Raw genomic sequence first — 15,711 nt, forward strand, 5'->3', positions numbered from 1 at the left:
GGCCTCCTGGGCCTAAAGGACGGGGCTCCCCCCGAAGACAGATTGCGATAATCCGGTCATGCTGCCGCGCAAAGCGATAGCCGGGATGCTGGCTTTCTCCCTGGCCTTCCTGTCTCCCGGCGTGCCCTGCTATCAGGCCCTGGCCGCTCAAGTCGGCGCGGCGCCGAAGGCTGTCGTCGTTCTCCAGCCGGCCGCGCCCATGAAGCGGAGCGCGGCCTTCGTGGCGCGCCTCAAGCGCGGCGCAGCACCCCTCCTGCGCGTTCTCGCAAGATCGCGCCAAGCCCCGGAAGCCCTTCCAGTTCAGGCCGAGGCTTTGCTCGGCCCTAGCGCGGTCGTGATGCGGCAGGAGCTAGAGGCTCCGCCTCGGGAGGGAGTCTCTCCCCAAAAATTCCTATCGAGGACGCTGGTCGCTGCGGCATTAGGGCTCTCCTTGGCCCTAAGCTCCGCTCCGGGCCCTATTCGAGCCGAGCCCACACCGCCCCCGTCGCCCGCCGCCCGCGCTCCCGCGGCCGCGACTCTTCAGCCGGCCTCGGCAGGAATGACCGCGCGGGTCGAGGGGACGCCCCTGGAATTGGGCGGACGCGGGCGCCTGGTTTTGACGGTCAGAAACGGCGGGAAGGCTCCCATGAGGCTCAACCTGTCCCGGGCGGCCCTGGCCGGCCTTTTCCCGGAGGAACTCGAGCTTCAAGGGCAAGCCCCCGATCCCATCGTGTTGAGCCCCGGCCAAACCCGGGAGCTGTCCTTCGAGTTCATCGCCTTCGGCTCGGGAGAGCTCAAGATCGGGGGGGAGCTCCTGGGAACGGCGGTCGCTCCGGTCTCGGTGGCGGTGAAGTCCCCGCTCACCCCCGACTGGGAGCAGAAAGGCTTCCGCGGCCCCAAGGACGTGGTCCAGAAAAGCGAGCCGGAATGGTCCTGGGCGTTCGCCCTGCCTTTGCTCGTGCTCGCAGTTCTGGCCGCGGAGCGATTTTTAAGGAGCGCGCCCGCCCCGGCCCAGCCCTTCCCGGAGAAAGAGCCGGTCCTCTCCCGCGCCGAGGCCGGGATGGCCGTTCTCGAGGACAACCTTGAGAGCCTGCCGGACCGGGAATTTTACGCCGAGTACTACAAAATATTGAGCTCCTTCCTGGTGGACTACCACGGCCTCCCGGTCAAGGAGCGCCACGCGGCGGGGCTTGCCGCGGACCTCAAGGCCTCTCGAAAGCTCGGCTCGGGCCAGCTCGAGGTGGCCGCGGGCTTGGCCCGGCGGGCCGAGATGGTCCGCTTCGGAGGGGGGGACGCGTCCGCGGACCGGCGGCGCCGGGATTTGCGATCGCTCGGGGACTTGACGCGCAGCGTGGCGGGTCGTCCCGGAGGCGAAGCCCCTAGGGGGGCTTCGGGGCTCTTGGGAATATTGGGCTTTCTCCCAATTGAAGCGGCTTCATTGCATTTCGGCAACCCCTGGGCCCTCATTCTCTTCGTGCCGCTGACCGCCTTCATCCTCTGGAAATGGCGCGGGCGCCCTGCCGGGCTTCTCATGCCCCAGGCCTTGCCCGCGGCCCTCCGCCCCAGCTTGCGCCAGAGGCTCGCCTTCCTGCCGAACGCGCTCCGGGTCGTGGTTCTCGGGCTTTTGATCTTGTACATGGCCCAGCCCCAGCTGGGAGTCGTCCGGCAGGAGGCCTTCATCGCCTCGACGGACACGATTCTCGAGATAGACAGTTCCGGCAGCATGGCGTCGCCCTACAGCGCCCAGGGGGGCAAGAGCCGTCTGCAGGCCGCCAAGGAATCCGCCAAGGCCTATGCCGTGGAGCAGCGCCGTGGAGGCGGCAACCGTCTGGGTCTATTCAGCTTCGCGGAGAACGCGGAGTTCGAGGTGATGCTGACCTTTGACACGGACGCCTTCCTCGCCCAATTGGAGGGGGTCGCCGTGCGGGGCGGCACGGCCATAGGCCGGGCCGTGCTCGCGGGAGCGGCCCAATTCGTCGAGGACGACCTCAAGAATCTCGACGACTCCGGCGATCCGCGCGTCAAGGAGGCAAAACGGATATTGGCCGGCCGAGGCCTTCGCAAGGCCTTGGCTTACCTCAACGCCCAGCCCGACTTGGCGGCGCGCGTTCTGCGTTCCGAGCGCCAAAAGGTCTTGGTGGTATTCAGCGACGGCGATTCCAACGTCGGGATCAGCCCCTTGGAGGCGGCCCGGATCGCGAAAAAGCTCGGCATCAAGATTTACACGGTCGGAATCGCCAGCGATGCCGGCGGGCCCGGCGTGGACGAGGCCACGCTCAAGAAAATGGCGGAGATCACGGGGGCCCGCTATTTCCGCGCCGCAGACGCGGAGGCCTTGACGCAGGCCCTCCTTGAGATCAACGCCTTGGTCAAAATCCCGTCCAAAGTCCTGGCCGTGCCCATGGTGAGGGATCTAAGGCAGGAGCTGGCGATCCTGGCGTTACTTTTGGTGGGGCTCGAGTTGACGCTTTCCAGCACCTGGCTGCGCGTCCTGCAGGGGCTGGCGTTTCTCTCCCTGCCTCTGATGTCGCAACCTGCCGCGCTTTCGGACGGCAATCTTCTTTTCCACCAGGGGCGCTACGGCGAGGCCGCGGTCCGCTACGCCCGGGCCTTGGAGCGGTACCCGGACATGGCCGAGCTCTACTTCAACATGGGAAACGCCTACCTGAGCCTGGGCGAGGCCGAGAAGGCGGCGCGGTGCTACCAGGAGTTCCTGGCCCGCTCCGGGGATTCCGAGCTCGCGGCCCAGGCCCATTACAATAGGGGTCTGGCGGCTCTCCTGCAGAAGGACTTGGCCGCGGCCCGCGACGCCTTCAAGCAGGCCCTGCGCTTGAACCCCGGGGACGCCGACGCGCGTTGGAACCTGGACTTGGTCAACCAGCTGCTAAAGAAGAAGCAGAAGAATCATGACGGAAAGAAGAGGGATGGAGAGAATAGAGAGGGCGAAGACGGCCGCAATCGAAGCTCTCAAGAGCATCCCGATCCGCGCAAAGGCGAGCCCTCGGCCCAATCCGCCGCCAAGCCTTCCCAGGACCAGGGAAAGACGGGCCTTGAGGACCTCCAGAAAGGCCTCCAAGATCAGGAGAAGGACGACTCCAAGCCCTGGAAGAAGGGCGGTATTCCCACCGAGGCGCCGCCGAGCCTTTGGGGACTGCTGGCCTTGCCCCTTCTGGCTCCCGGATTTTTGGGCTCGGGAGTGGCCTTGGCCTCCCCGGCCTGGCTTTGGGCGGCGGCCATCCTCCTGCCCATAGTGGCCTGGCTTCTGGCCTACGGGATACACAAGAAAATCCAGGCGGCCAAGTCCGCGGCCCCGGCCGTGGCCCCCGCGAGCTTCGGCGCCTGGAGGGGGGCGAGGTTGTACAAAAACAAAGCGGCTCTCCTCCTGCTTGGCGTTGGGCTGCTATGTCTGGCGGCCGCGCGCCCCATGGGCGGCCAGCAGGACGTGGCCGTGAGCTTCGGAGGAAACGACGTCCTGCTCGACTTCGACCTTTCCCTGAGCACGCGCCGTTCTGAGCTAGGGCATTTCAAGGCCCACGGCGAGGGCTTAACGCGCTTCGTTTCCCGCCTGCAAGGCGCTGACCGCGTGGGGCTTATCCTGTTCTCGGGCACGGCCAAGACCGCGGCTTCCCTTTCCATGGACTACGGCACCCTGCAATACCAACTCCAGCATTTGGAGAGCGAGGCCGAGCGCCTCGAGGACGGCTCCAAGCTCAGCGCGGCGGTGCGCCAAGCCATTGCCGCGTTCGTGGCGGCCAAAGACCTGGGAGACAGGGAGTGGATTCTGGTCCTGATCTCGGATGGGGACGTGCCGGACTACGATGTCGAGGCCGCCCTAAAATCCGTCCGCCACGCCTCGAGATTGGTGATTTACACGATAGGGATGGGGTCCCCCGAGGGCAGCCGCATCAAGGTCCCGAGCCGCGATGGGAAATCGCTCCAGGATCTCGTGGACTCCACCACGGACAAGCCCGCCGTGACCTTTCTCAACGAGAAAAACCTGCGCCGCCTGGCCGAGTCCACCGGAGGGGCCTATTTCCGCGCCGAGGGCGAGGGCTCCATGGAGCGGATTTTGGCCCAGGTGGCCGGCCGTCACGAGGGCCGGCAATGGAACGTCCTGCGCTCTCCCCGGGACATCGGGGTCTGGCTCGTGGCGCCGGCCTTTCTTCTCTTGCTGCTTGAAAGCGTCCTAGGGACGAAGCTCAAGGGCGAGGACGACTCGGCGCAAGATAAAAACTCCCTTCTGCACGGGGGAGTTTTGCTCGGGCTGGGGACTATTCCCCTGCATTTCTGGCCCATGATTTTCCCCTTCGCGCTTCTCACCGCCGCCCTGGGAGTCCTGCTTTGGCTGGATTGGCGCGGCGGGGGTTCGGTGATGCGCGGCCTGCGCCGGGCCTGGCAGAGGCGCCGGAGCGGGGCCGAGGGGGCCCTCCTCAAGGACCTGGAGCATCTCTTCGACATCCGCGAGGCCGACATCCCTTCCTTGGCCGCGTTCATGAAGGCTTGGTCCCAAGCGGGCGGGAGCCGCCGGGGAGAGCTCGCGGCCGAGGCCCTGGAGGATTCCCAGCTTTGGCGCGAGAAGCTCGTCGCGGCCTGGCTTTACGGCAGTTCGGACGAGTCCCAGGAAAAGATTCTCGCGGCGCTTGAGGCTGGGCATGCGAGGTATCTCCAATCTCCGCAGGCGGTCTGGGAGAGGCTTCTTGAAAACCGCGCGCGTTTTACCTGGCTTGAGGACGGCGCCATGCCCGCGAGGATGATGGCATTGTCGCGGGCCTTGGGAGCCGCCGAGGCGCCCGCCGCCCCTCCGCGCCTTCCCTGGGGCCGGCGCTTGGCTCTGCTCGCGGCCGCCCTTATGCTCGTCCCGGTCCTGGGCTTGGCCGGCTTGTCCGGCGCCAAGACCGTCCAGTATTTCCAGGACAGGGCCATGGCGGCGCGAGGCGCGGTCCGGATATTTTACGGGGAGGACGCTTACGCTCTTTACGACCGTTACGCCGACCCGCGCATCGGCAGGCTGGTCCTGCCGGCCCTCTCGCGCTGGCCCCTGGGTGTGGCGGCCGGGGACATGGAGGCCGCGGTCGAGGCGCTTTCCCATTCCAGCGATCCCAAGGCCGAGAACCTGATGGAACTCATCTTCAAGCACGCCTCGGAGCTGGGGCTTTCCCTCCGGGCCCGCGCGCTCATGACGGCGGCCTTGGTGCGCTGGAAAAACGACGGAGTTTGGGCCGTTCTGGTCGAGGCGACCGCCGGGGAAAATCCCGATCCCCGCAGGCTGGAGCAGGCCGCTGAGATGCTGGAGGCCGCCGCGGCCATGGGAGGGCCCGCAGCCGAGCGTCAGATCCTGAACTTCTTGATTCGCGCCGAGGAGCCCGGCCTCCAGTCTCTGGCCGCCGAGGCCCTGTACCGTGTCCTGTGGTCCGCGGGCAAAAGAGACCAATTCTTTCCAGAGCTCATTGGCCTCCAGCGCGAGTTCGCGGACAAGGGCCTGGCCAATCTGTGGCTCGAGAAGATTCTTCTCAAGCGTTTGAGCTCTGCCCCCATGGAGGAAGAAGAGCTTTTCAAGGCTCAGGACCTGGTCCAGATTTTCATTAACAAGGCTTCTTCGTTGGATGCGGCGCGCCGTAAGAATCCATCCAGTCTGCTCGAGACCGCGCTCGAGCTGTTCCGAGAAGAGATCTCGGCGGTGGGGGGAGCCGCCAAGGCCCCGGCCCCGCTCTTGGCGGCGGCCAGGAACGCCTTCAACATCGCGGCCAAGGACCTGGTAAGCGAGGGCGAAACGGAGTTCTCGGGCCTGCACGCGCGCCTGCTCAAGGGGAAAGTGGTTCTGCCGGACGCCTTGGACTCGGGCTTCGTGGATTACGAGGCGAGCCCCGCCGCGGCCGCTCCCGGGGCCGGCGTTCCCGTCTACAGGGACGCCTACAAGCTCGGGCATCTGAAAAACCTGCGCCGCGCCGTCGCCGCGGAGGTCAGGGCCGCGGTCTCCGCCAAAAGCATGACTTCCCGACGTTGGGAGTACGCGCGCCGCTCCTTGGGCGGTCTTAGGGCCCTTTTGGCCTTGGGTTCGGCTTTGGGGGTGAAAGAGGGAAACCTCGCCGAGGACTGGGCGGCCGACGATTTCAACCGGGCCCTTTCCCAGAGCTCGCACGCCTTCCGCTTTCCGGCCATGCTCCTGGCGGCCCTGCAGAGCGAGGGCCTCGTCGCGCGACAAGGTCTCGACCGCTCGGCCGGGGAAGCCCTTTGGCCCCAAGCCTACGGCCCGAAGGACCTGGCGAGATTCGAGGCGTTTTTCCGCAAGCTCGCGGCCTCGGGCCGGGCCTGGGGTCGCGGCGGCGAGTCATCGGCCCTTTCTTGGGACGAGAAGAAATACTTGAGCTATCTATTGGACGCGGTTGGCAGCGCGCGGGCGCGGCATTTCCCGGCGGAGGGCCCCGCCCGTCCGGCGGATTTCTGGGAGGGCCTCGAGCGCGCCGGCGAGGAGAGCCTGGCCTTGGCCCGCCTCTCCGTCGCCTGTCAAATTCGCAAGAAGGACGCCGCGTTCCAGGGCCAAGCCCTGCGTTGGGCGATGGGCTGGGCGGGCAAGCCTCAGGCCCGTCCGGCCTTGGGAGACCTCGAGCCCTTCCTCGACGACTTGTTCAACGCAGCGGAGTACGAGGAGCAATTGGCCCTACTGGCCGAGGCCGGGCGTCTGGGGCCGGGCGGCAGGCCCGCCGCGCTTCTGCGCAAGAAGCTCGATGAAGCCGTGGCCAAGGCTTTCAGCGATGCGGCCTTCTATTTCCCGGCTCACTCCTTGGAGGCTCTGGCCCGGAAGCAGCACGGCTACACCAGACTGCAGATACGGATATTCATGACTAGGCTCCGGGAAGCGGCGGATGCGCTCGCGCAGGAGCAGGGGCGCTTGAGCCAACTCCAAGCCGATGAGCTCCGGCGCATGGAAGGCTTGGCCCCCAGGTTCCTGGAACTGGGCGCTCAATTAGGGATGCCCGCGGGAGATACCGCGCCGGAGCTCACGGCCGAGGAGATCAACGAGCTTCTGGCGGCCGGTTCGGCCGCGCTTTCCTTCGAGTTTTTCAAGGCTCTGCACGAGGAGGGCCTGATCCCGGCGCAAAACTCGGACGCGGGCTCGGCGGACAATTTGCCGGGAGCCTACTCGCGGGAGGACCTGGTAAATCTCCGCGCCTTCCTGGCCCGGACCTTGGCCGCGGGCAAGGGTTGGAACTATGACGGGAGCCGGCCGCCGCTCGAAGCGAGCCAGAAAGCGTATCTCGAGGCGGCTATAAAGACGGTGGAAAGGCTCATCGAGCGCCCGCGCTCGTCTCCGTTGTATGGTCTGGCGGGCATGGGCTTTGGTATTCTCCAGGGCGCGGCTTGGGGCGCCTCGGCGTGGCTGGCGCTCGCCGCGGCGACGGTTTATCTCCTGTGTCGCGCTTACGCGCGGTGGAAGGCGAGCCGTCCCGCGTCCCTCGCGAGCTTCGCGGCCAAGAGGTCGCCGGCCCAAATCGAGAAGCGCGCCGGGTCAATCGAGCTCGCGGCCCGGCGTTTGGCCGACTCCATGTCCTGGGGCTCGGCCCTCTCCGCCTTCATCGGGCTCGGGGGAGTGGACGTCGCCGACTCTCGGCCCTACGAGAACGGGGAAGATGCCCGTTTCCTGGACGTGAAAACCACGGCCCGGCTCGATACTCCTTACCTCAAGCAGACCGGGCTTGAGAAGGACATGCCGGTCGTGGTCATCGCGGACCGAAGCCGCTCTTCTATGGTCTGGGCCCTGGGAGCCCGGAAATCCCAGGTTATCGAGGAGCTCGCCGGGGCCCTAATGCTCGCGGCCGCGGCCGCGGGGCGCAAGGCGGGTTCGGTCGTTTTCTCGGATAAAGTCGAGTCCTGGGTGCTCCCCCGGCAAGGGGAAGACTCGGCCCGGCTCATGATCCGGAGGCTTTTGGCGGCAGAGCCCTCGGGGAAAGGCACCGATTTGAAGGCGGCCCTTGAGCTGGCCCTGAGCCGGCTCGGCTCGCGCAGCACCGTGGTCGTGGTCTCGGATTTCCTGGCCGAGGGGTTCGCAAGCGCGCTCATGGCGCTCGGCGAGCGCCATGACGTGCGTCTGGTGCGGGTTTTTGACCCGGCCGAGCTCAAGCCCTTGCCGGACGTGGGCCTGGTCCGGGTCCAGGACCCGGAGTCGGGGGCGGTCCGATTGGCCGATACTTCCGATCCCGCCTGGCGCGCGGCCGAGGCCGCGGCCTTGAGCCGGCGCGAAGACAATCTGAAAAGAATTTTTTCCCGGACCTCGGCCCGGGTCGCCGCGGTTTCGACCGCAGGCGACTATTGGGCCGCATTCTTAAAGGAGTTTTCAAAATGAAACAAGAGATGCCGCGCAAAATCCTTGCCTTGTCCTTGACTCTCTGCTTGGCCTGCCCCGCTCCCGGATCTGCCGCCGGATTTCTCTCTTGGAGAGGCCAATCCGCCTCCATAGGAGAAGTCTTGACCATGCTTGGGCGCTCCAAGACCTCTGAAGGCGCCGCGCAGAGCGCCCTCGTTCTTGAGGAAACCTTGACGGGCGGGCCTCGGGGAAGTTCTCCCGATTTGGCGATTCCTCGAATCGCGGCAGCCACCTCGCGGGAACTTCCAAAATTCTCCCTTCTGAGGGCGAAGCCTCTTGAAGCGCGAAGGACATCTCCACGACTCGCTCATCCGCCGCTCTGCTCCGTGGGGAAAGGCTTTCTACGCGCCGCCTACTCCACCCCGGCCTTGGTATTCGGAGGGCTGCTCGCCATGGGCATTTTAGCCTTGAACGCCGCGGGGCTCCTGCCGGATCTCGGCCTAGGCGCGGGTGCGGTCTTCGCGGCGGCTGGCATTCTGGGCGCTTCCTCCGCGAGGGAATTGCCCGGCGAGGGGGATGATGATCTGAAGGCCGCGCATGAGACCATTCAGAGGATCCGCGCCGAGGTGGGGCGCGCCATCATCGGCCAACAGGAGCTCGTGGACTCCCTCATCATGGCCGTGGTCCTGCGCGAGCACGTGCTGGCCGAGGGAGTTCCCGGCGTGGGCAAAACCGCGGCGATCAAGGCCTTGGCCAAGGCGGTGAGGGCTTCCTTCAATCGCATCCAGGGAACCCCCGACCTTCAGCCGGCCGACATAACGGGTTCGGAGATACTGCAGGAGAATCCCGACACCGGCAGGAGGGGCATGGATTTCAGGCCAGGCCCGATTTTCGCCGAGTTCGTGCTCTTCGACGAGGGCAACCGAGCCACGCCGAGAGCCCAGTCCGCGCTCTTGGAAGCCATGCAGGAAAGGCAGGTGACCGCGGGGGGAAGGACTTATCCCTTGCCCTTGATTTCCGTTCTCTCCACGCAGAACCCAATCGAGGAGAAGGGCATCAACCCTCCTTCCGAGGCCCAGATAGACCGCTTCATGTTCTGGGTCATGGTGCCCCAGCCGGGCCGGGAGGAGCTGGGCCGGATCGTCAAGCTCAACGAATCGCCCGGGTCTCTGCCGGAGGTCGGGCCGGTGGCGAGCTTGGAGGAGCTCGACAAGATCCGCGGGCTTTCCGAGCGCGTGAAAGTGGACCAGGCCCTGGAGGAGTATATCCTGTCCCTCATTTATGCTTTCGAGAGTAAAGAGATCAAACCCCTCCTGAAGCACTACTTTTACACCCGGGCGGCCATCCACATCAGGCGCGCCGCGCGTCTTCAGGCCCTGTTCCAGGGGCGGGGCTTCGTCCTGCCCGAGGACATCGAGGCCGTGGCGCACCGGGCGCTCCGGCACCGCATGGCCTTGACCTACGAGGCCGCGATCGTTCACACTCCCGACAGCCTCATAGACCTGGCGCTTGGAATGGTCCGGATTCCGTGAGTATAATTGACGGATGCGCCGGCTAGCGCGGTTCCTTGTCGCGGCCGGCGTTTTGTCGGCCGCGGCCGTCCCCGCGCGGGCCGCTTTTCAGGTTCGCGTGGACGCGAGCTATGCGGCCAGCCTCTTCTACCTCCTCGACAACCTTTCCGGGGCCCAGCCCCTGGAGACCAGCGCCTATTACCGCGAATTTTGGAAAGAGAAATTCGGGCTCGACGCCGAGGACGAGGCCTTCTTGGCGAGATACGCCGCCCTGCGCAAGGCCCATGACCGGGACTCGGACGAGAAATGGCCCCTGATGTTCATCGGCGCTTCGAGCGTCGCGCAAGCCCGGGAAAGAGCTGCGGCCGCGCTGGAAGCCGAGGAGGCCCAAGACCTGTTCCAGGCCCTGGCGCATTTCGGCCGGAAGTTCCAGCCCCTGTGGGAGAGCCGTTCAGGCCATTTGACCCAGGCCGTGGCGGATTTCTCGAAAGGAGGCTGGGACGTTCGAATCGAGGAGTACCTGGCCGGGGTCTCGCGGTTCTTTGAATTGGATCCGGCTCTTTCCAGGGACTTCAAGATCGCCTTGCTCTGGCATCCCGGGCTCAAGGCCTCGGCCGGGCACTCCCACGCCGTGCGCAAGGGGACGGTCATGCTGGTCGAGCTTCCCGAGGATTTGCGGCTTTTGGACCAGATAGACGTCATCGTCCATGAGTGCGTCCACGATCTGTTCGCGGCGATCCCGGAGAAAGCCAGGGCCGGCCTCGCCAAGGAGTTGTTCAAGATCGACCGCCGGGCCGGGCTGTTCTTCCTGCAGGACATGAACGAGGGCCTGGCCACCGCCCTCGGGCAGGGCTTGTTTCTATTCCGCCATGTCCCCGAGAAATTCAAGGCCGATGGAAACTGGTACTCCACGAGCGTGGACGCCTTCGCCAAGTCAGTCTTTCCGGAGGTGAGGCGGGCCATGGACGAAAGCGGGACCTTGAGCTCTCGCGCCCCGCGCTGGGCCGCGGCGGTGCGCGCGCTCGCGGCCCAAGCCAAGCTCTGCCGATATTTCAGGAACCAAGTGCTCTTGACCGACCCCGGCACGATGGAACTGGCCGAGCCTTTGTTTCAAGCCATGGACATCTCGAACGCGGTCCAGCTGCGCGTGGCGGACGCCGCGGCGGAGCGCGAGAGCGTGCGGCGAGCCGTCTTGAAGGATTCCCTAAGGCCGGTAGTCGTCATGTTGAGCCCTGCTTCCTTGGAATCGTTGCGGGAAGCCTTGGACTGGTCCCTGCGCTCCGAGCAGGTGGGTAGGCTCGTCGGCCTGTCTTCCGGCGGACCCCTGGCCGTTATTTCCTGGTCGGATGCGGGGCGCCCCTACTTGCTTCTCCTTGGCGAGCCCGGGGCGCTTAAAGCCGGGTTCGCGGCCCTTCCCCGCTTGGACTTCTCGTCCGAGGCCATGGCCGTGCGGCTTAGGGACGGTTCGCGGCTGCTGGTCCATTATTAAGGCGGACTTATCCCCAAAACTTTCCCGCGAAGTTCTGGGGATAACTTTGATAAATCACCGCTGGCATGCGCCGGTTAAAAATGCAGACTCTTTTTAGAGGCCGTCATGTATAGTAATGGCAACTGTGGGCGCCCACGGTTGGTCGCGGAGAAACAATGAATCTCAAGCAATCGGATGACGCGGCGCTTCTGAAGCAATTGAAGGCCATTGTCCGAAAGAAGCGGGACAGAATTATCCGGCCGCTTCCGACGGTGGAAGCTGGCCAACAGACGTTTTCAGGTTAGACTCTCTCACCGCTCTCCCAGAACGGCTTCCTTTTCAAAAATTGCGCCTTGACGGGCGATCCTGAGGGACAACTTCTCTCCCGGCTGGAGACGGCTCAAGGCCTGCTCGAGAGCCTCGAAATCCGTTCCGAGGAGGACATCCCCGGACTCTATCCCGGCCCGGGCCGCGGGCGAGCCGGGCCGGACCGCCTCCACGGCGAGGCCCTTGTCCTGGGCCGTGTCACCGCCGCGGTCCAATACGATGCCGAGCCAAGGGGAGCGCAGATGGCCGAGCTTCCCATATTGCGCCAGGGCCCTTGCCAAGTCCTCCGAGGAAATGGCCATGTTGAGGCCTTCGGCGCCGGCTATGCCCATGGTGTTGAGGCCGACGATCTCTCCTTTGTTGTTGATGAGAGGGCCGCCGGAATTGCCGTGGTTGACGGCCGCGTCGGTCTGGACATAGCTTACGTGGCCGTTGCTTCGCTCCCCGATGCCGCTGATGATTCCCGCGCTCGCCGAAAAGGGCTGGAATTGAGGGTAACCCAAGGCCAGGACTTTCTGCCCTTCGGCCAAGGACGCGGGCTCGGCCAGGGGAAGCAAGGCCCAGCCCCCGAGGCGGGCCGGGAGCTGAATCAACGCGATATCTTTGTCCGGGTTGATGTCTAGGACGAGCCCCTTCATTTGCCGGCCGTCGGTAAAGTCTACCTGGACTTGTCCGCCTCGGCCTGCGGCCGCGGCTACGTGGGCGTTGGTGAGGACGAGGCCTTCCGCGGTAATAATGACGCCCGAGCCGATCCCCTCGTCAGTGATTATGCGAAGCACGGAGGGCTTGGCCGAGGCTATGGCCGCCTCGTCCGTGAGGATAGGCCTCGGCGCTGGTGAGGTCGGTTTAGGAGCTAGCGTTGCGGGCTGAGCGGTGCTAGCTACGCGCGGGGCCGGAGCCGCGGGCGCGAGTGCGGGTGCGGCGAATCGAGGGGCCGAGAAAGCGAGAAGCCCGAAGAAGGCCGCGGCTAAAACCTTGCGGGCCAATCCCGGGGCGCCGGCCTTTTGGCTCGCGCGGGTAAAATAATAGAGATGGGCCAAGGCCCCGATGCCTATGAGCTGCTTCAAGGCCGGATCCAGCGGGAGGAGGGATATAGCGTTGTAGGCCGCGTGGGCCGCGATCGGGGCGATGAGGCTCCTGGTGCGGTAGGCGGCATGCGCCAAGGCCAGGCCTAGGATAAGATGCTGGGCCATAAACACGGGTTCTACTCCCCAGCGAGGGAAATGAGCCGCCGTGAATCCCAGGGCGGAAAGACCGGCCGCCAAGGGGAAGGCCTTCCTTGACAGGAAGGTCGCCAGGGCGAGGGCATTCCTTGCCAAAGGCCCCCAGCTGAAGAGCTCCGGCAAGGCTTCGAGAACGCGGGAGGCCTTGTTGGAGAGCGGTCCGAGCGCCGCCAATGCGTAGAAGGCGAGCCCGAATTCGACGCCCCGAAAGAGGACTTCCTCGAGGGCCGCCAGGGCCGGGATCCCAGCCAAGAAGAAGAGCCAAGGGTGCGTTTCGAGGATGCGGGAGGTATCCGCCGGCCCCAGGAAAGCCATGAGCTCGGCGCGGCCGAGGGCGTCCAAGAATTGGGACGGGACGGCGAGCGGCCAATGATAGAGACGGCAGAGGGCTTCCACGCAGACCTGGGCCAGGGCCCCCAAGCCCGCGAGGTTGATCCCCCATTGGAGTCCGTAGAGGGCCTGCCTCGGGCGGCTCAGCTCGAGGTGAGGCGGCCCGCCGTTGCGGTCGCGGCGGGCCGAGGGCTTGGGCTTTGCAAGCGGTTTGGAGAGCTCCAGCCTCAGCGCCGGGGCGGCCGGAAAGGACGGCGGGAGCGTGAGGCCTTGCGTTGAGCTCTCGGCCTCGAAGACTTGGGCCCCTTGGTCCTTGTCGAGCTCTATTGCGCGGGCCGCGTCTTTGGCGCGCAAGGCCAAGAGCCGTACTGGAAGCCGCGCGGCCAGGGCCGCGACTAATTTCTGGAGCCTCGGCCCCGGCCGCGCCGCGCGCGGCGCGGCGGAAAGCGCTTCAGGCGGGAAAGAGGCTAGAAGCAAGGACGCGGACAGGAGCAGGGAAATCAGCCTCATTGGAAATTGACGCGACTCCGCCATGCCTAGATTCTAAAACCGACCGGAGAAGGCCGGCATGGGCCTTTCGGGCTTCGGCGGCCGGGCAAGGGGCCTATGGAGAAATTAGGCCCTATTTCTTGATTATTGAACCGTTGATAACGCATTCCCCGCTGGAGAAGCAGGCGATATCCGGATGGATTTCGATGGATCCCGCGACGTGAAGCGAGCCGTCGCGCCGGACGGCCGCATTGATCTGGAACGTGTTGTGGTGGTGGGGGAATTGGAACTCGTTGTTTGACGCTTCCCGGACGATGTAAAGGATCGTTTCGTCCGGATTTATGGAAAACCAGCCGCGTACGGCTCTCTCGACTAAAGCGCCGTTGGATTGGAAATATTTTTTCAAAGCCGCTTGGGCGAAGGCGGAAATGCTTGGACCCCAGGAAAACTCGGGCAGAGGATTGGTTTCCTCCTGAGGATAATCCCAAATGACGGGAAGCGAGTTGTAATGATAGAGGGAGAGCTCTTCTTGGAGTGGTCGTTCATGGGCGGTCCCGGCGATGGGATGAAGGGACCCGTCTATCGCGGCCGCGTCGTGAGTTTCCAGAGAGAGAGTCGGAGTGAATAGATTCAAGGCCTTTTCGACGTCCGCGAGGCCGCGTCCCGTTTGATGGAGAAAAAGCAAAAAGCGTAACCTTTGGTTGAGGAAATCAAAAGAGGCCAGCTTGAACTGGCCCACCAAGGAGGTTACGCTCAAATGAAGAATAGCAAAGAGGTGGTCACCCAGGGAAATGCAATGAGCATGCCGTTCGGGGGAGATCTTCTCAGCGAGGCGATTCGGCTTCGGATTCGAGAGGCGATGACGCAGATCGCCAACGAAGAAATGGACGCCGCGTTGGGAGCCAGGCTTCACGAAAGAACGGAGAACCGTCGAGGATACCGGCACGGGAGCGAGGAGAGAACGTTAACGACGGGTTCTGGCAAGACGACGTTCAACATGCCGCGTGCGAAGATATTTGCGGCCGGGGGCGTTGAGCAAGAATGGCAGTCGACGATGATCCCGCGCTACGCCCGTCGCTGTCGCGCGGTGGACGCGGCGCTGTTGGGGATGTATTTCGGCGGCGTGAACACGCGCAAGGTGAAACAGGCGATCCGTCCGTTGCTGCGCAATTCGCCGCTGTCGAAGTCGGCGATCTCGCGGCTGATCGTGAGGCTGAAGGAATACTTCGAGGCTTGGCGCCGGCGGAGTTTGGCTGGGGAGGACGTCCGCTATGTTTACCTTGACGGCATTTGCGTGCGTGTGCGCTGCGGGGGCAGGACGGAGAGTCTGCCCGTGTTGGCGGTCGTGGGCGTGCGAGCCGATGGGGAGAAGGTCCTCTTGGCTCTAGAGCTGTGTGGTGCGGAGAGCACGTCGTCTTGGAAGGGCCTCATCGAGAGCTTGAGTGGGCGAGGCCTGCGTGCCCCGCGGCTGGCGATCATTGACGGCAACCCCGGGTTGACGCAGGCTCTGGCGCAGACATGGCCCAAGACGCAGCGGCAGCGATGCGCCGTTCACAAGCTGCGCAACCTTCATGACCACGCTCCGAAACGGCACTACGACGAGATCAAAGACGATTTTCATGCCATCGTCTACGCCGAGAACTATGCCGCGGGTCAGGCGGCCTACGAAGTCTTCCTTGGGAAATGGAAACGCTCGTGCGAAGGCGTCGCCCGATCGCTGGAGGAAGCCGGCCCGGAATTGCTGGCTTTCTATCGCTATCCACAGAGCCAGTGGAAATCGCTGCGGACCACGAACATCATCGAACGCATCAACGGGGAGTTTAGACGGCGGATCAAGACCCAAAGCTCGTTTCCCTCGGAGCAATCCGTTTTAGTCTTGTTGTTTGGGCTGATGGCCTCGGGAATGATTCGGATGCGGCGCATCGAAGGGCACGCGGATATGAGCAATGTTCCTGCGCTGGCCGCGATTGGAACCGAAGAGCAAGCGGAGGTGAGGCAACTAGTCGCGGCCTAAAAAGTTAGAATGAATCCCTCACCAATTAGGTTACGCTACGCAATTTCCCCGGACATCGGGGCACGGCC

General features: G+C 64.7%; 6 protein-coding genes. 4 read left to right on the forward strand and 2 right to left on the reverse strand.

The genetic code is table 11. The features are described 5' to 3' along the window. Nucleotides 1–58 precede the first annotated feature (58 nt). The 3 genes from HY921_02120 to HY921_02130 are packed head-to-tail and all read left to right on the forward strand — an operon-like array spanning nucleotide 59 to nucleotide 11,281. Nucleotides 59–8,320 carry a VWA domain-containing protein gene (locus HY921_02120; protein ID MBI5629661.1) on the forward strand — a complete coding sequence of 2,754 codons (8,262 nt, stop codon included), beginning with the start codon at nucleotides 59–61 and terminating at the stop codon, nucleotides 8,318–8,320. Next, nucleotides 8,317–9,813, forward strand: a complete 1,497-nt coding sequence (locus HY921_02125) for a MoxR family ATPase (protein ID MBI5629662.1) — start codon at nucleotides 8,317–8,319, stop codon at nucleotides 9,811–9,813. Before HY921_02120 ends, HY921_02125 begins: the two co-directional genes overlap by 4 nt. 13 nt (nucleotides 9,814–9,826) lie before the next feature. Further along, nucleotides 9,827–11,281 carry a hypothetical protein gene (locus tag HY921_02130; GenBank protein MBI5629663.1) on the forward strand — a complete coding sequence of 485 codons (1,455 nt, stop codon included), beginning with the start codon at nucleotides 9,827–9,829 and terminating at the stop codon, nucleotides 11,279–11,281. Nucleotides 11,282–11,571: 290 nt separating this feature from the next. Here the strand turns inward: HY921_02130 and HY921_02135 are convergent, their stop codons facing one another. Both HY921_02135 and HY921_02140 read right to left on the reverse strand, forming a co-directional pair. Further along, nucleotides 11,572–13,674 (reverse strand): trypsin-like peptidase domain-containing protein, encoded by a 2,103-nt coding sequence (locus tag HY921_02135; protein ID MBI5629664.1) that lies wholly within the window; start codon nucleotides 13,672–13,674, stop codon nucleotides 11,572–11,574. A gap of 88 nt (nucleotides 13,675–13,762) precedes the next feature. Then, a complete protein-coding gene (locus HY921_02140; GenBank protein ID MBI5629665.1) occupies nucleotides 13,763–14,386 on the reverse strand; it encodes a hypothetical protein in 624 nt (207 codons plus the stop codon). On the opposite strand from HY921_02140, the gene HY921_02145 reads away from it, so the two are divergent. Next, nucleotides 14,387–15,643, forward strand: a complete 1,257-nt coding sequence (locus tag HY921_02145) for an IS256 family transposase (GenBank protein MBI5629666.1) — start codon at nucleotides 14,387–14,389, stop codon at nucleotides 15,641–15,643. Nucleotides 15,644–15,711: the final 68 nt, after the last annotated feature.

The sequence above is a fragment of the Elusimicrobiota bacterium genome (genome assembly GCA_016218575.1).
GTDB lineage: Bacteria > Elusimicrobiota > Elusimicrobia > UBA1565 > UBA9628 > JACRDN01.

What these genes read in the sequence shown, in the direction of transcription:
- HY921_02135 (MBI5629664.1), bottom strand. Translation starts at nt 13,674, where the DNA reads ATGGCGGAGTCGCGTCAATTTCCAATGAGGCTGATTTCCCTGCTCCTG.
- HY921_02125 (MBI5629662.1), top strand. Translation starts at nt 8,317, where the DNA reads ATGAAACAAGAGATGCCGCGCAAAATCCTTGCCTTGTCCTTGACTCTC.
- HY921_02145 (MBI5629666.1), top strand. Translation starts at nt 14,387, where the DNA reads ATGAAGAATAGCAAAGAGGTGGTCACCCAGGGAAATGCAATGAGCATG.
- HY921_02120 (MBI5629661.1), top strand. Translation starts at nt 59, where the DNA reads ATGCTGCCGCGCAAAGCGATAGCCGGGATGCTGGCTTTCTCCCTGGCC.
- HY921_02130 (MBI5629663.1), top strand. Translation starts at nt 9,827, where the DNA reads ATGCGCCGGCTAGCGCGGTTCCTTGTCGCGGCCGGCGTTTTGTCGGCC.